Raw genomic sequence first — 15,334 nt, forward strand, 5'->3', positions numbered from 1 at the left:
TTCTATGAGAATAATTTTAGTCCGACACGGCGAAACAACCTGGAATATAGAAGGCAGATACCAAGGACAGGAGGATACACCGCTGAGCGAGCGCGGTCTGCGCCAAGGCCACCTGCTGGCCGAGGGCTTGCACCATATCCCTATTGATGTGTGCATCTCCAGCCCACTGCAGCGCTCCTACCAGACCTGCAAGTTCTGCGCCGATCTGCACAAGCTGCCGGTAGCAACAGATGAACGTCTGCTGGAAATAAATCACGGCAGCTGGGAAGGCGTGCTGGCACCGGAAATTGCCAAGCAATTTCCGCAGGAGTTTGCCCTGTGGCACACTAGGCCGCACCTGGTGCAAATGCCTGACGGGGGCGAAAGCCTGGAGGATGTGCGCAAGCGTGCGCGCGCTGCCTTTGACGATTATGCTGCCAAATATATCGATAAGACTGTGCTGGTTGCTGCGCATGATGCAGTGAACAAAGCAATTATCTGTGATTTGCTTGGCCTTGATATGTCGCACTTCTGGCAGATTAAGCAGGATAATACCTGTATCAATGTATTAGAATATAATGAAGGTGTTTGGCGCGTAGTGCTGCTGAACTCCACCAATCATTTAGGCTTCCTGTTCAGCGGTATTGAGCAGGCCGGCCTGTAATTTTACAAAGCAAAACTACCGTCCTGCGCAGCAAAAGCTGCGAGGGCGGTAGTTTTTTGTCTTTCTTGTCAAAATTTTGTTTGCATGATACAATATTACAGACAACCGTGTTGCGGGCGCATCCAAGAAGCAAGTCCATAGGACGAAGCTGATTGGTACTGCGCGCCATGTGATAGCACCCCAAGAGGCGTAGCCGATTGGTTTGGTGCGAACCACTGCAGGGTGGCGTTGCCGAAATTCCGTTGGAATGGAGGTGATGCTTATGAAAAATTACGACTTCAAAGATCTTATGGCCTTTGGCGTATTTATTCTGGCGTTACTGACATTTATATTTCAGTTCAGCAAATAATCCAGACATAAGAAAACCACCCCAAAACTTGCCGGTCGCAGGGTGGATTTTCTTACCACATTGAACTGGCAACCCACCTTGTGGGCTGTTGTCTTTCTATATTTATTATACCACATCAAAATATTTTTGCAATACAGTAATCCAGACATAGAAAAACCGCCTCTGTAGTTTGCCGTTCACTGAGGCGGATTTTCTGACCCTTTGAATCGGCAACCCACCTTGTTGCGGGCGCATCCAAGAAGCAAGTCCATAGGACGATGCTGATTGGTATATGCGCGCCATGCAATAGTGCCCCAAGAGGCGCAGCCGATTGGATTGGCACGAACTGCTTAGGCGGTTGTCTTTCTATTTTTATTATACCACATTCATATATTTTTGCAACACAAAGCCCCCTCACCTTTCGGCGAGGGGGCCTTTATACGCGCGTGTATTATTTTGTGTTACTTGCTAATCGTTAAATTAGAAAGTGAAGGTTACATCAGCCCAAACAATGTTGTCATGATCTTCATCATTCAGTTTGGAAACAGTGTCATAGTAAGCTACAGTACCAACGATGTTTTTAGCGAAGGTGTAGTTAGTGCCAACGCCCCAGCCTTTGAAGCCTTCATTTTTATCTCCAACACCATCAAATACAGTAGCATCAGTGGTGTGTGCAACATAGGTCATACCGCCTTGGTCATAGTAGTTAGCGAACAGGCCCCAAGAACCAGCTTCGGTAGCTTCAGCACCTTTGTAGGTCAGGCCAGCAGTCCAGCCGTCGGAACCAATACCGGTTACGTCTTTATCATCTTTGCTCATGTCGCCCTTCAGGTACATACCGGAAACAGCTACATTGCCGTCGAAGTCATAGGAACCGCCAACATACCAGATAGCATTGTCAAGACCTTCGCCAGCAGCTTCTTTGTACATATCTTTGAAGTTTACATAACCAGCCATAGCGTCAAATTTACCGAAATCACCAGTCAGTTCAGCGCCAGCATAGTTACCAAAGGACATATCAGTGTCTTTACCATTAACTTCAGCAGAAGCATCGCTAGCTTTACCAGCAAAGCCTTTTAATTGAATTTTGCTGCCATAAGATACTTCAACGCCGTCAGCGCGGGTATCATATACGTTGCCGTTTGCAAAGAATGCATTGTAACGGCCAGCGGTTACGTTCAAGCCACCCAGTTTACCTTCAACATATGCACGTTGGAAGGAAGTATCTTCATTGCCAGCGTTGTCGGTCAGGTCTTGAGTGTTTTCCAGCATGCCGGTGTAGGACCAGTCATCATTGATTTGGCCGTTAACCCACAGACGAGAACGCAAATCATTATATACATTGCCTTTATTGCTGGAATCAGTGTAACGATAACGCATTTCGCCGGTTACTTTTACGTTGTCAGCTTTTTTCTCCAGGTTAGCAACGCGAACGCCCAGGTTGTCCAGTTCGTCAGCGAATTCAGCAGCCAGTTTGTCAACGTTAGCGCCTTTTGCCATTGCTTTAGCAACGATTTGAGCCATTTCATAACGGGTCATCAGTTTGTCGCCACCGAAGGTGGAGTCGCCGTAGCCTTCGATTACGCCAGCAGCAGCCAGTTTGTTGATGCTGTCATAAGCCCAGTGACCAGCAGGAACGTCAGAGAACGGGTTAGCAGCGTATGCGGAAGCAGTTACGCCCAGAGCCATAGCCATAGCTAATACTAAAGATTTTTTCATTTTAATTTCCTCCTTTAGGAAAATACATTTGAAAAATTCTGCTACGCTTCTTCGCCTTGGCTTTGATACTCGGCTCGCCGCATCTTTCAGTAAGAGTTGCCTTGTTTCCTCTACCATACTCTTTGCAGTCTGCATTTTTCGCAGCCCTCAGCAGTTAGCATAAGCAAATTTTTCATGACTCTATTGTACCACTTTTTTAATAACTCTACAAGTGCTTCACAAATTTTTCTTAATTCATGTAAATAAAGAGATTCTACTTCGCAAACAATCATTGATATGTAAGCTTTTCTTTTCAAGTATTTTTTCACAATACAAAAACCGCCTCTGCAAAATTTACAGAAGCGGCTGGGTGTTTAAACTTAAATTAAGCTAGGAATTATTTAACACGCAGAGCACGGTCTACTTCGATGCGTACTGCACGGCCAAATTCTTCATGAGTCCAATCCCAACGGCTGGTCAGAGCTTCAGGAATGGTTTTGTCGCTGTAAATGCGGTGCTCGTAAGCTTTACCGGTGAGCTTGTTGTAAGCAACTGCATAGCCTTGCAGGTCGATTTGCAGTTTGCGCTCTTCGCTGGAATCGATAGCTCTGTCATCCAGCTTGTCCAGCTGAACAGCGATAACGATGTCAACATCGCCGTCTTTAGCAATCTTTTCCAGAGTTGCAGCACTGGGAACCTTATTGCCAACCTTAGCAGCATCAATAACAGCGGTCAGCTTGTCGTTTTCTACTACTACAAAGCCTTTTTTGCTGTTCAGAACAGCCAGAGCGTTTTTGTAGAAAACCTGATTTGCCAGTTCGTCTCCGCCTTCAACGTTGTTGATCAAAGGCAGCAGAGCAACACTTGCAGCTTCAGCTGCACCAAAGCAGGGGATGCTGAAGCAGATAGCCATAACGGTCATCAATAAATAACGTAAAACTTTTTTCATTCTTATTCCTCCAGACGCATTTATGTAATGCAGAATATAGGTATATTCTAGCATAAATTCAGGAAAAAATACAGTGTTTGCTTAAAATTTTCTGACTGGGTAGTCATTGTGAGTAAAACTTTTTTCTGAAATATTCTTCAGTTGTTATACTAATTTTTCAGTTGTATTTCACATTTTCCTTGCAAAAATTCAGTTCTTTGCAACAACTAAAATAATAGCTGAAAAATTTCACTTGTTATTTCAGTTTTTATTTCACTTGTTAACTAAAACCCTATTTTCAACAACCTACCCACACACAAAAAACGACCGCCCTTCCGGGCGGCCGTCTTATTATACGCGCGTGTTAAATGTTAAGTTGTTGTGTATTACTTAAATTAGAAAGTGAATACAACTTGAGACCACAGAGTTTGTGCGTCTTTGTTGCCTTCCTTAGCTTCCAGATCATACCATTCAACCTGGCCAACGATGTTCTTAGCGAAGGTGTAGTTAGCAGCTACGCTATAACCCTTGAAGCCTTGATCAGCATCTGTATAGCTGTCAGCATAACCGTTCATGGTGTGATCGATATAAGTGGAGAAGCCTTGATCATAGTATTTAGCAACTAAGCCCCAAGAACCAGCTTTAGCAGCTTTAGCACCTTTATAGGAAGCAGTTACTACAAAGCCATCGTCATCGCCTTCATATTTATCTTGATCGCCATTCAGATACATAGCACCCAGTTTGAAGTTTTTGTCGAATGCATAGTTAGCACCAACAGTCCAAATAGTATCGTCAACGTCTTTAGCTTCTTTTACATCTTCATAATTATAGTAACCAGCAGCCAAAGCTAATTTACCAACATTACCAGATAACTCTGCATAGTAGGTGTCTTTTGCATTAGCTTTTTTAGGTGTAGCTTCAAGACCAGTTGTATGAGCAGCTTTACCATAACCAGCAGTCAGTTTAACGTCCTTGCCATAAGAAGCTTGAACGCCGTCAAAACGGCTATCATATACGTTGCCTTCGGACAGTTTGCTATGATAACGACCAGCTTGAACTTTTACGCCACCGAGCTTACCATTTACATAAGCACGTTGAAATTTAGTGGTTTCATCACCTTTATCGTTTTTAAGGTCCTGGATGTTCTCCAACATGCCAGTATAAGTCCAGTCATCATTGATTTGACCATTTACCCAAATACGGGAACGCAGTTCGGTAGCATAGCCATTGATATCTGCACCATCATCTTTGTAGTGATAACGCAGTTCGCCAGTTACTTTTACATTGTCAGCTTTTTTCTCCAGGTTAGCAACGCGAACGCCCAGGTTATCCAGTTCATCAGCGAATTCAGCAGCCAGTTTGTCAACGTTAGCGCCTTTTGCCATTGCTTTAGCAACGATTTGAGCCATTTCATAACGGGTCATCAGTTTGTCGCCACCGAAGGTGGTGTCGCCGTAGCCTTCGATTACGCCGGCAGCAGCCAGTTTGTTGATGCTGTCATAAGCCCAGTGGCCGGCAGGAACGTCAGAGAACGGGTTAGCAGCGTAAGCGGAAGCGGTTACACCAAGAGCCATTGCCATTGCGAGTACTAAGGATTTTTTCATTGTAATTTCCTCCTCTTATCTTAAGAGATTTTTATTTATTACAAAATCCTTCGCAAGTTCCCGCCTGCAAGTCCGGTAAGAGTTGCCTTGTTTCCTCTACCATGCACGAGCTTCGCCTGTGTCAAGGATTTCATAATCAAGGGGTGAAATTATAGATTGGAGTAACTCTATTTACGATTTACTCTAATCTAAATCATACTTATATTATAATGGCGGATAAGTACTTAGTCAAGAGATTTTTTCAGAAAATTTTTAACAGAATAATATTTATTCCTATTAAGAATGTTTGCGATGTTGAGACAGCGCCTTGCACTGGCCTGCCTGCGCTGGAGTAAAACACTTGCCAAAGTCATTTTTTACGCGTTTTAAAGTATACTTGCGAAAATTCTCGAAAAATTGAAAGTATACTTTCGGAAATTCGCTAAAAATAGTAAGTATACTTTCAATTTTTCTTGTGCTGTGCTTTTGAGTGGTTTATAATAGAATTGTAAGGCGGTGATATTATGGCTATTATTAAGCAAGAAAATATTTTAAAAGTCCTTGCAGGCTTCAACCCTTGGTGGAAAACTGGTGCAGTAGCCCCTGCATTTCTCAAAAGCTACAAACGAATTTCCTATTATGAAACACTGGAAAAAATTTCTCATACCACTATACGTCGCAACGTCATTCTTTCCGGTGCCAGACGTGTCGGTAAAACAACCATTATATATCAGGTTATCGATAATTTGCTGAAGCAGGGTGTTGCGCCTGAGCAAATCGTTTTTATCTCCCTAGATCATCCTATTTTAAAATTAAGCAGCATGGATGCCATATTAGAATGCTATCACGAAAATATTCATCCTGATAAAGATGTTTATTACTTTTTTGATGAAATCCAATATGCTGCTGATTGGCCCGGTTGGTTAAAAATCATCTACGACACACAACCTGAAAGCAAGGTTATCGCAACCGGTTCTGCAAGCCCGGCTCTGGTAAAGGGCAGCACCGAAAGTGGTGCCGGCCGCTGGTCTGTAATTCAGGTACCAACGCTTTCTTTTTATGAATATTGTTCACTTATCGGCATCAGTATCACAAATCTTCCCAAAAATCTGTTGCTTTCGCAGCTGCTGTCGATGACTCAGGCCGAGCGTACCAATATTATGCTCAAATTAGAAAGCCTCCGACTGCACTTTAACCGCTATCTTCTTGTTGGTGGCTTCCCGGAGCTTGCTTTAGCTGAGGATGATTTTTTTGCGCAGCAGATTATGCGTGAAGACATTGTAGACAAGGTTTTAAAGCGAGATTTACCTGCCTTGTATAATATCCGTAATCCCCTGGAATTGGAGCGCATCTTTCTCTACCTGTGCAATGTTTCCTCTGAAATCGTTTCCTACGACAGCATTGCCAAAGAACTGAATGGTGTATCACGCCCTACTGTGGAAAATTATGTCCGCTACCTGGAAAGTGCTAATTTAATCTACATCAGTAATCCTGTCCATATCGAAGGCAAAAAAATTCTTAAAAGCAAGCCGAAAATCTATATTGCTGATGCAGCTATACGTAATGCCGTGCTAATGAATGATGACCTGCTCACAAATGCTGCAGAAATGGGTAAAATTGTAGAAACAACTATTTATAAGCATGTTAAAACCTTCTGTTATCGCAAGGCTACCAGCGTAGGCTATTATCGTGCTGCCGGTTCGGAAAAGGAAATAGATGTCGTTGCTGAATATCCTGCTAATAAAGATATTTTGATTGAAGTAAAATATCGTGAGCAAGCACCCATCAGCAACAATGACGCTATCTGTACCCTTGCAGGCAAAGCCGAGCTTGGCATAATTATTACTAAGCGCCAGGACGATTATGGTGTACATGACACACCTGACGGCAAGCAGCTTTTGCGCATCCCGGCCTACGCCTTCTGCTACCTTTTAAGCTTGGCAGAAAAGAATAACATTGCCTCTTTTTAAAGTATACTTTCGAAAATTCCCGAAAAATTGAAAGTATACTTCCGTAAATTCGCCAAAAATCGTAAGTATACTTTCAATTTTGCTTGTGCTGTGCTTTTCTCCGCATAAATAAAAAAAAGCAGCAGTGCCATGCGTTCGGCACTGCTGCTTTCAGAGGGTTGATGTTGTGAAAGGATGTATAAAAAGAAAAGGGGTATTATGTATCAGTCAGTGGGATTGCTAACTGATGAGCTTATTATAAGGCGAACTGACTGATTAGTCAATGGATAATCTGTGAACTTTGCATCGTTTTGATGAACTCTAAAAAATCATCGTACCGCTGCCATCAGCGCGTAAAAAATCGGCGGTACAATAAGCGCCGGCAGCATATTCAGCGTTTTGCAGTCACGCAGCTGTAAAATTCCCAGGCCGCTGCTCATCAGAAAAATGCCGCCCAAAACAGAAATTTCTCCCATCAGCGCCGGTGTCATATAAGGCGCAATCACGCCGGCGAAAAGATAAATGCTCCCCTGCCACAAAAGCAGCACCAAGGCTGCAGCTGCAATGCCGATGCCATAGGCCGAGCCAAGAATAATCGACGAAACAAAATCAAGCGTCGCGTTGGTATACAGATAAGTATTGTTGCCGTTGAGCCTACTTTCAATCGGTCCTAAAATAGAAAGTGTGCCGATGCAGAACAGCAAAATAGCGGTTGAAAGTCCTTCCGCCAGCTTGCTGCCACCCTTGGCGCTTGCCAAAAGCCTGTGAAAGCGTCCGTCGATATCCAGCCACGTTCCTATAACAGTACCAATGGCGATGCTGGCGATGAATAATACCGGATAAGTTGTTTTCGGCATATTGCTGACAAAGGCGTTCGCTCCCAGGCCCACGGTTGCCAGGCCAAGGCCGTCGAAAAGCGCTGTCTTATAGCGTTCGTTAACACCTCTGCTGAGAAAGCTGCCGATTACAGAGCCGGTTAAAATTGCACTTACATTAACGATTGTTCCTAACATTTTCAATATCCCCTCAAGTTTACAAATACTTCCTGCGCAGGCTACAAAGATTTTACACTTCCCCCGCTCAGGCATCTTTACAGATACCCTTTTATTTTATACTATTATAGTACCAAATACAATTCCTACAAAGGAGGCTAATACGAATGAAAAAAATTCTTCTCACGTTATTTTTAGCAATGGCAGTAGCAGCGGGTGCGTCGGCCGCACAGCAAACAGAAGTCGACAAAGGCGACCGCTTTGACTATAAATATCCTGTTTTCACGCAGGAAAATCCGCAGGCAGCAGAGCGCATGAACCGCGATATCCAAAAAATGGTCAGCAAATCGCGCAAGGATTTGCGCCATCCGGATATGCGTGCTGTCGGCAGCAATTATGAGGTGATTTACGAAAACGACCAGTTTGTCTGCCTCACCTTCAACACCTGGTACTATTATGACAAGGCTGCTCATGGTATGTACTATACACACGGCATTGTTTATGACAAGGCTACCGGCAAGCGTGTTCCCTACACCCGCTTCATTGAAAAGCTGGACGCCGAGCAGCTGAAGCAGGATATCAAGGCCAAGAAGCTGCCTGTTTACGGTGCAGATTTAAAGACTGTCAGCGAAGCGCCGTTTATTGATAACATCGACAACTTCAAAGTAAGTAAGGATTATATCATCACCGAGGACGGTCATCTTTATCTGATGTACCAGCCCTACGAGCTTGACTGCTATGCCGCAGGCGTTACCTATGTCAAAGTAAAATAACAGCAACAAAATTAAAGCACTGCTCTGCATCTCCCGTAAGGAAATGTGAGCAGTGCTTTTTTAATCCGCCTGCTGAAACATAAGCGGCAATTCCAGATTGCATGCTTCCAACAGCTCCTGATTACGCAATACATCCTTCACTGCGCCGTCAGCAGCAATTTGGCCGTCGTGCAGCAAAATTACTCTGTCGCAGGCTGCATAGATAAAATCCAGATCGTGCGAAGCAATAAGCTGTGCGCAGGGCAGGCTGCGCAAAATATTTATCAGATTGCGGCGGTTTTTGGGATCCAAAGCAGCGGAAGGCTCGTCCATAAGCACCAGCTGCGGTGTAAGCGTTAAAATACCGGCAATCGCCGCCAGCTTTTTCTGACCTCCGCTCAGGCGATAAATCTGACGCTTGGCCAAATTCTCCAAATGCACCTGCGCCAAAGCCTGCGTCACACGTTTCTGCACATCCTGCTCGCTATAACCGCAATTACGCGCCGCAAAGGCAACATCACTGTAAATATCTGCCATGAAAAGCTGGCTGTCCGAATCCTGAAAGACATAGCCTATACGCCTGCGCAGCTCGCGCAGGTTCTTTTTGTTTAAATCAAGACCGCAAAGCCTTACTTTGCCGATATCTTCTGCCTCCAAAAGACCGACAAAAATTTTCAGCAGTGTTGATTTGCCTACGCCGTTGGCACCGATTAAGCCTATGCGTTCACCTGCCTTGGCGCTGAAGCTGATGTTCTGCAGCACCACAGCGTCCTTATGCTCATGCTTTTTAGCATAAGCAAAGTGCAGATTTTCTATTTCAATAATATTTTCTTCCATCGTCTGTCCAACGCTCCCTTACAGCAAGCTGCCTAAAATCGCAAACACCGGCAACAAGCGGAACACAAGGCAAAAGCCAAGGCTCAGCAGCACAAATGCCAACGCCCCCTTACCGTCCGCCGCACGCTGCAGATAAAACGTACCGTCAAAGCCACGCAGTGCCATGCTTTCGTACACTGTCTGCGCTCTGTCTATGCTGCGCAAAAGCAGCTGTCCCACCAGCGTACCCCAAGCGTTGAAGGCAATCCCCTTACTGTGCGGCGCACGCAGAGCGTAGGCAGCACTCATACGGCTGCCCTCCTGCAAAAGTAAAATCAGATAGCGATAGGTCAGCAGCAGCACAACACTCATCACCTTAGGCAGATGCAAAAGCTGCAAAGCGTAACAAATTTGCTCCATCCCGGTTGTCGCAATGAGAAAGTACACTGCCAAAAAACTCCACAAGCCCTTGAGCAGCAAAACAAACAGCGACACCCAGCCACCGCTGACAGCAATGCCGCCTATATTGAGCAACACTGCCGTATCAAAATAGACATTGGCCAAGCCTAAACCTATGAGCAGAAAGGCAACTGTCCTAAAGCGCTTAATGCCTTCGCATAAGGATAAATCTGCCAGCTGATATAAAAAGACGGGATAAATGCCCATCGCCACAACACCGCTCAAGGCATACTTATCAAACGAAAGCACTGTGAGAATAAAGCACAGCACAGCGCCAAGCTTCGCCAGAGGATGCAATTTGTTAACGAGCGTATTTCTACCTGCCAGCTCATCTAAAACGTGAATAGCTGAGATGGCACGCTCAAGCCTGTTCATGGTTGCCCCGGAAGCTCTTTAATACTTTGCCGCCGGCCAGAATCAGCAGCATAACGATTACCGCACCCACAACACCGGCAAAGGAAGTGCCTGCGGCACTTTCGCTGCCGGCAAAATTGTAATCCGGCAGCAGCGCCGTCACGCTTTGCACCGCTTCGCTCAAAGCGTAAACGCTGCTGTCAGCGCTTTCCAGCTCCGTACTGCCTGTCATGCGCTCCAAGGACCACTCCAGGCCATCCGGCAGCTCGGAAGCAAGCAGGGAAAGACCACCGGCCAGAACAACTGCCGCTGCTCCCATAATCGTCAGCACATTTTTCAAAGATACACTGCTTGCAGACTCACTTTCCTCCGCACACCACAAAAGTGAGGGACGGGCAGCAAACAAAAATACCAAAACCGCTGCGGTAATTGCACCCTCAACCAAGCCGATTGCCAGATGAATAGGCTGCATAAACAGCAGAAAAGCAGCAAAGGGTAATTGCGTAATTCCCGACAGCAGCGTTTCAACCGAAACAGAAAAAGCACCCAGCTGCAAGGAAAGTACACTGCCAAGAACCGATGCGATGATAATTTTGGTGCGTGTCATACCGCTGCGCATCGCCAACGCCCAAATTACGCCACCGCCGACAAAGCAGCCGTAAAACGCCATATTCCAAATGTTAGCGCCCAGCGCCAGCAGACCGCCGTCCGCAAACAGCAGGCATTGAATCAGCAGCACGCCGATCATCGTCAAAAAAGCAGCGTAAGGACCGACAACAGCCGCCAACAGCATACCGCCGCACAAATGGCCCGATGAGCCTGTTCCCGGTATGGTAAAGTTAAGCATCTGTACCGCAAAAACGAATGCTCCCATCACGCCCATCACAGGTAAAATTTTGTCATTGCGCTCCTGTTGCACCTTGCGCAACGCGTAGCCTGCAGCAACTAAGGAGCAGGCGTACATGCCGCCGGCAACAGCGGACGAAAGCAAAGCATCTGCCATATGCATAAATATCACTCCGTTTTCTGAAATTTATCTTGTTGACTAATTATATCATTGGAGCTTGCTCCAAAGTCAAGCAAAAAAAGAGGACTGCCGAGAGACAGTCCTCCAAAGCTTGTAAAAAATTACTTCTTATCCAGCACGCAGATTTCAATTCCCGACGCAGCCATCATATCCTCCGCCAGCTTATCCGGATAAGGATTAGCATAAACAATGCGCTTAATGCCTGCGTTAATCAAAATCTTGGTGCAGACCACACATGGCTGATGCGTACAGTACAGCGTACCGCCGTTGACAGACACACCATGATAGGCAGCCTGAACAACAGCATTCTGCTCCGCATGAATACCGCGGCAAAGCTCGTGCATCTGCCCCGAAGGCACATGCAGCTGCTCGCGCAGGCAGCCCGTAACCTCACAGTGAGGCAAATCCTTAGGCGTACCGTTATAGCCTGTCGCTACAATCTGTTTATTTTTGACGATTACCGCGCCGACACTGCGGCGCATACAGGTTGAACGGCTGCTGACTACTCTGGCAATCTCCATAAAGTAATCATCCCAGCCGGGTCTTGTTTTGCGTTCCATAATTTTTTATACCGTACCAAAAATTCTGTCGCCTGCATCGCCCAAGCCCGGCACGATGTAGCCATGCTCATTAAGATGATCATCAAGCACAACAGTGTAGATAGGCACATCAGGATGTGCTGCATTCAGTTTTTCTACACCTTCGGGAGCAGCAACGAGGCACATGAAGCGCAGGTTTTTCATACCACGCTTTTTGAGCTGGTCAATAGCAGCAATAGCACTGCCGCCGGTTGCCAGCATCGGGTCAACAACAATAGTATAAGCGTCCATATCCGCAGGCAGCTTGCAGTAATACTCCATCGGCAGCAGAGTTTCTTCGTTACGGCTCATGCCGATATGACCAACATTGGCTTCGGGAATAACACTGAGTACGCCCTCCATAAAGCCCAGGCCTGCACGCAGGATAGGCACAACAGTGACACTGCCTTTAATACGACAGCCGGTGGTTTCGCACAGCGGAGTGGTAACCTTTACTTCTTCCACAGGTAAATCTCTGGTAGTTTCAAAGGTCAGCAGCGCTGCAACCTCACTGATGATGTGGCGGAAGGTTACGCTCTTGGTATCCTTGTCACGCAGGATAGTCATTTTTGCTTGCAGCAAAGGATGGTTTACTACATTGATTTGCATTGGATATATCGCTCCTTTTCTTATTAAGACAAAGCGGATAAAGCTTTATCGGTCGTCTTAATTATAAATTAGTATATAACGGATACTTAGCGCACAGTGCAGCAACACGTTTTGCAGCCTCTGCATGCTTATCAGTATCTTCAGGGTTATTGAGCACCAGGCCCATAATATAAGCAACCTCTTTGAAGTCCTCTTCTTTGAAGCCGCGGGTAGTAGCAGCCGGAGTACCCAAACGGATGCCGCTGGTTACAAACGGGCTGGCAGGATCAAACGGAATAGTGTTTTTATTGCAGGTAATGCCAATATTATCCAGCAGCTTTTCTGCTTCCTTACCGGTCAGGTTTTTGTTGCGTACATCAACCAGAATCAGATGGTTGTCGGTACCGCCGGAAACCAGACGGAAGCCTTCAGCCTTCAGACCTTCGGCAAAAGCCTTGGCATTCTTGACAATGTTTTCTGCGTACTCTCTAAATTCAGGCTTCAGAGCTTCGCCGAAAGCAACAGCCTTAGCAGCAATAACGTGCATCAGCGGGCCACCCTGGATGCCGGGGAAAATAGCCTTGTTGATTTTCTTGGCATATTCCTCATTGTTGGTCAGAATCAGACCGCCGCGAGGACCGCGCAGAGTTTTGTGGGTGGTAGTGGTTACGATATCAGCATACGGAACCGGAGACGGATGCAGACCTGCTGCAACCAAGCCGGCGATGTGTGCCATATCAACCAGCAGCAGAGCGCCGTTAGCATGAGCAATATCAGCGATGCGTTTGAAATCGATAATCCGCGGATAAGCGCTGGCACCGGCAACAATCAGTTTCGGATGATGTTCTTTAGCCAGCTTGTCCATAGCATCATAATCAATCAGCTCGGTTTCCGGATTAACGCCATAATGAACAACGTTAAAATAGGTACCGGAAATATTTACCGGGGATCCATGGCTAAGATGACCGCCTTGGGACAGGTCCATACCCATGATGGTATCGCCGGGTTTCAGGAAAGCAAAGTACACGGTCATATTGGTGCTGGCACCGCAGTGAGCCTGTACGTTAGCATATTCGGCATGGAATAATTTTTTGGCACGTTCAATAGCCAAAGTTTCAACCTTATCAACATATTCACAGCCGCCATAATAACGATGACCGGGATAGCCTTCAGCATACTTATTGGTCAGTACGCTGCCCATAGCCTCCATTACTGCGGGAGTAACGATGTTTTCGGATGCAATCAGTTCGATTTTGTCACGTTGGCGGTTCAGCTCCGCATCAATGTAACCTTTCAGCTCAGGATCAACTACGCTAAGTTTTTCCAGATTCATTTTAAGTCCCTCCTAAAAATAAAACATTAAATATCAACCATTTTTATCCACAGGCTGCGGATAAGCGCTCAGAAAATCTGCTCTACTAAAAGACGCAGATGATGCCTTATACCATAGGAAAAATACAAATCGTTCATAAGATTTCAGATGCTAGGCGTCACTGCCGACGGCATATTTCTATACGTCGAGGCAGGGATAACGACGCAGATAATGCCTTATGGGCGATTTTCCAGATATTGGGCACGCGGCCCCCCCACCAACGGCGGACGAGTTTTAGCGGCAGTCAGCACTGCTTCGCCAATTTTTTTATATTGCAGGCGTACAGGTACAGCAACTCGTTTGAGATGCATGCCGATGAGCGTCTGGCCAATATCAATACCAAGATGAGCAGAAATCTTTTCTACTACTACAGGTTCAGCAAAATTTTCGTAGGCAGCAGTTGCCATAGCGCCGCCGGCATGAGCCACCGGACGCACGGTAACCTCCTCAAGATTGTAGCGTTCGGCTGTAGCTGCCTCCACTACTAAGGAACGGTTGAGATGCTCGCAGCATTGTACGGCAAGATAAAGCTCGTGTGCATCGCACACTGCCTTCAGCGCCTTGAACATAGCAACAGCTGTTTCACTGCTGCCGCCGGTGCCGATTTTGTTGCCGAGTACTTCGCTGGTGCTGCAGCCAAGCACGAAAATCTGTCCCTTTTTAGGCTTTGCTATACTAATGAGCTCTTCAGCAGCTGCTGCCAGCTCCTTAGCTATTTGCATATTTGTTTCCATTGTTGCTTTACTTCTTTTCTGTTTATTTTCAGAAACGCAAGAATCGTTTAGGCTGCAACGCAAAGACGATTATTTTGCTTCCAAATCCATGATTTTATTTACACGGCGTTCATGACGACCACCGGCAAATTCAGTTTCCAGCCAAGCGTCGGTAATCATTTCTGCCAGACCTACGCCCAGAACACGCTCGCCCATGCAGAGAACGTTGGCATTGTTATGCTCGCGGCTCATTTTAGCGGAGAAAACATCACCGCACAAAGCAGCGCGAATACCCTTGCATTTATTAGCAGCGATAGAAATACCGATACCGGTACCGCAAATCAGGATGCCCTTTTGCGCACCGCTGGCACCGCTGGTAATATCCTCGCACAGCTTAGCAGCATAGTCGGGATAATCTACGGAATCTTCGCTGTAGGTACCATGGTCAACAACCTCGATGCCTTTATCCTCTAAATATTTTTTGATATGCTCCTTCAGATGGAAGCCGCCATGATCACAAGCCATTGCAATTTTCATAAATAATCTTCTCCTCT

15 protein-coding genes are annotated in these 15,334 nt (G+C 46.0%); 3 read left to right on the plus strand and 12 right to left on the minus strand.

Annotated features, from left to right (window positions below):
- Positions 1 to 4 precede the first annotated feature (4 nt).
- Positions 5 to 643 carry a histidine phosphatase family protein gene (locus M5E81_RS09430; RefSeq protein WP_009145587.1) on the plus strand — a complete coding sequence of 213 codons (639 nt, stop codon included), beginning with the start codon at positions 5 to 7 and terminating at the stop codon, positions 641 to 643.
- Positions 644 to 1,451: 808 nt separating this feature from the next.
- Here M5E81_RS09430 and M5E81_RS09435 read toward each other — a convergent pair.
- The 3 genes from M5E81_RS09435 to M5E81_RS09445 form a co-directional block, all read right to left on the minus strand.
- Positions 1,452 to 2,690, minus strand: a complete 1,239-nt coding sequence (locus M5E81_RS09435; protein ID WP_249747368.1) for an S-layer homology domain-containing protein — start codon at positions 2,688 to 2,690, stop codon at positions 1,452 to 1,454.
- A gap of 376 nt (positions 2,691 to 3,066) precedes the next feature.
- A complete protein-coding gene (locus M5E81_RS09440; protein WP_249747369.1) occupies positions 3,067 to 3,618 on the minus strand; it encodes a hypothetical protein in 552 nt (183 codons plus the stop codon).
- 374 nt (positions 3,619 to 3,992) lie between these two features.
- The gene (locus M5E81_RS09445; protein ID WP_249747370.1) at positions 3,993 to 5,201 is read right to left on the minus strand and encodes a porin; all 1,209 of its coding nucleotides are present in this window, start codon (positions 5,199 to 5,201) and stop codon (positions 3,993 to 3,995) included.
- Between the two features lie 503 nt (positions 5,202 to 5,704).
- Here M5E81_RS09445 and M5E81_RS09450 point away from each other — a divergent pair.
- Complete coding sequence (locus M5E81_RS09450) at positions 5,705 to 7,150, plus strand: ATP-binding protein (RefSeq protein WP_009146093.1); 1,446 nt, start codon at positions 5,705 to 5,707, stop codon at positions 7,148 to 7,150.
- Positions 7,151 to 7,458: 308 nt separating this feature from the next.
- Here M5E81_RS09450 and M5E81_RS09455 read toward each other — a convergent pair whose 3' ends face one another.
- Positions 7,459 to 8,142 carry a DUF554 domain-containing protein gene (locus M5E81_RS09455; RefSeq protein WP_040565321.1) on the minus strand — a complete coding sequence of 228 codons (684 nt, stop codon included), beginning with the start codon at positions 8,140 to 8,142 and terminating at the stop codon, positions 7,459 to 7,461.
- Between the two features lie 146 nt (positions 8,143 to 8,288).
- On the opposite strand from M5E81_RS09455, the gene M5E81_RS09460 reads away from it, so the two are divergent.
- The gene (locus M5E81_RS09460) at positions 8,289 to 8,894 is read left to right on the plus strand and encodes a DUF3298 and DUF4163 domain-containing protein (protein WP_249747371.1); all 606 of its coding nucleotides are present in this window, start codon (positions 8,289 to 8,291) and stop codon (positions 8,892 to 8,894) included.
- Between the two features lie 60 nt (positions 8,895 to 8,954).
- Here M5E81_RS09460 and M5E81_RS09465 read toward each other — a convergent pair whose 3' ends face one another.
- From M5E81_RS09465 to rpiB, 8 genes are all read right to left on the minus strand, one after another.
- Positions 8,955 to 9,710, minus strand: coding sequence for an energy-coupling factor ABC transporter ATP-binding protein (locus M5E81_RS09465; RefSeq protein WP_249747372.1), 756 nt, complete (start codon positions 9,708 to 9,710; stop codon positions 8,955 to 8,957).
- Positions 9,711 to 9,728: 18 nt separating this feature from the next.
- On the minus strand, positions 9,729 to 10,523 hold the full coding sequence (locus tag M5E81_RS09470; protein WP_249747373.1) for an energy-coupling factor transporter transmembrane component T family protein: 795 nt from the start codon (positions 10,521 to 10,523) through the stop codon (positions 9,729 to 9,731).
- On the minus strand, positions 10,510 to 11,511 hold the full coding sequence (locus tag M5E81_RS09475; RefSeq protein ID WP_249747374.1) for an energy-coupling factor ABC transporter permease: 1,002 nt from the start codon (positions 11,509 to 11,511) through the stop codon (positions 10,510 to 10,512). The genes M5E81_RS09470 and M5E81_RS09475 overlap by 14 nt, the downstream gene beginning before the upstream one ends.
- A 119-nt stretch (positions 11,512 to 11,630) precedes the next feature.
- Positions 11,631 to 12,089, minus strand: a complete 459-nt coding sequence (locus M5E81_RS09480) for a deoxycytidylate deaminase (RefSeq protein WP_009146086.1) — start codon at positions 12,087 to 12,089, stop codon at positions 11,631 to 11,633.
- Positions 12,090 to 12,095: 6 nt separating this feature from the next.
- On the minus strand, positions 12,096 to 12,716 hold the full coding sequence (gene upp / locus M5E81_RS09485) for a uracil phosphoribosyltransferase (RefSeq protein WP_009146085.1): 621 nt from the start codon (positions 12,714 to 12,716) through the stop codon (positions 12,096 to 12,098).
- Positions 12,717 to 12,777: 61 nt separating this feature from the next.
- Positions 12,778 to 14,028, minus strand: coding sequence for a serine hydroxymethyltransferase (gene glyA, locus M5E81_RS09490; protein ID WP_009146084.1), 1,251 nt, complete (start codon positions 14,026 to 14,028; stop codon positions 12,778 to 12,780).
- A 215-nt stretch (positions 14,029 to 14,243) separates the two neighbouring features.
- On the minus strand, positions 14,244 to 14,801 hold the full coding sequence (locus tag M5E81_RS09495; RefSeq protein WP_009146083.1) for a TIGR01440 family protein: 558 nt from the start codon (positions 14,799 to 14,801) through the stop codon (positions 14,244 to 14,246).
- A 69-nt stretch (positions 14,802 to 14,870) separates the two neighbouring features.
- Positions 14,871 to 15,317 (minus strand): ribose 5-phosphate isomerase B, encoded by a 447-nt coding sequence (gene rpiB, locus M5E81_RS09500; protein WP_009146082.1) that lies wholly within the window; start codon positions 15,315 to 15,317, stop codon positions 14,871 to 14,873.
- Positions 15,318 to 15,334: the final 17 nt, after the last annotated feature.

Origin of the sequence: Phascolarctobacterium succinatutens, from assembly GCF_023497905.1 — a bacterium.
GTDB classification, from domain to species: Bacteria; Bacillota; Negativicutes; order Acidaminococcales; family Acidaminococcaceae; genus Phascolarctobacterium_A; species Phascolarctobacterium_A succinatutens.

What these genes read in the sequence shown, in the direction of transcription:
- M5E81_RS09430 (WP_009145587.1), top strand. Translation starts at nt 5, where the DNA reads ATGAGAATAATTTTAGTCCGACACGGCGAAACAACCTGGAATATAGAA.
- M5E81_RS09435 (WP_249747368.1), bottom strand. Translation starts at nt 2,690, where the DNA reads ATGAAAAAATCTTTAGTATTAGCTATGGCTATGGCTCTGGGCGTAACT.
- M5E81_RS09440 (WP_249747369.1), bottom strand. Translation starts at nt 3,618, where the DNA reads ATGAAAAAAGTTTTACGTTATTTATTGATGACCGTTATGGCTATCTGC.
- M5E81_RS09445 (WP_249747370.1), bottom strand. Translation starts at nt 5,201, where the DNA reads ATGAAAAAATCCTTAGTACTCGCAATGGCAATGGCTCTTGGTGTAACC.
- M5E81_RS09450 (WP_009146093.1), top strand. Translation starts at nt 5,705, where the DNA reads ATGGCTATTATTAAGCAAGAAAATATTTTAAAAGTCCTTGCAGGCTTC.
- M5E81_RS09455 (WP_040565321.1), bottom strand. Translation starts at nt 8,142, where the DNA reads ATGTTAGGAACAATCGTTAATGTAAGTGCAATTTTAACCGGCTCTGTA.
- M5E81_RS09460 (WP_249747371.1), top strand. Translation starts at nt 8,289, where the DNA reads ATGAAAAAAATTCTTCTCACGTTATTTTTAGCAATGGCAGTAGCAGCG.
- M5E81_RS09465 (WP_249747372.1), bottom strand. Translation starts at nt 9,710, where the DNA reads ATGGAAGAAAATATTATTGAAATAGAAAATCTGCACTTTGCTTATGCT.
- M5E81_RS09470 (WP_249747373.1), bottom strand. Translation starts at nt 10,523, where the DNA reads ATGAACAGGCTTGAGCGTGCCATCTCAGCTATTCACGTTTTAGATGAG.
- M5E81_RS09475 (WP_249747374.1), bottom strand. Translation starts at nt 11,511, where the DNA reads ATGCATATGGCAGATGCTTTGCTTTCGTCCGCTGTTGCCGGCGGCATG.
- M5E81_RS09480 (WP_009146086.1), bottom strand. Translation starts at nt 12,089, where the DNA reads ATGGAACGCAAAACAAGACCCGGCTGGGATGATTACTTTATGGAGATT.
- upp (WP_009146085.1), bottom strand. Translation starts at nt 12,716, where the DNA reads ATGCAAATCAATGTAGTAAACCATCCTTTGCTGCAAGCAAAAATGACT.
- glyA (WP_009146084.1), bottom strand. Translation starts at nt 14,028, where the DNA reads ATGAATCTGGAAAAACTTAGCGTAGTTGATCCTGAGCTGAAAGGTTAC.
- M5E81_RS09495 (WP_009146083.1), bottom strand. Translation starts at nt 14,801, where the DNA reads ATGGAAACAAATATGCAAATAGCTAAGGAGCTGGCAGCAGCTGCTGAA.
- rpiB (WP_009146082.1), bottom strand. Translation starts at nt 15,317, where the DNA reads ATGAAAATTGCAATGGCTTGTGATCATGGCGGCTTCCATCTGAAGGAG.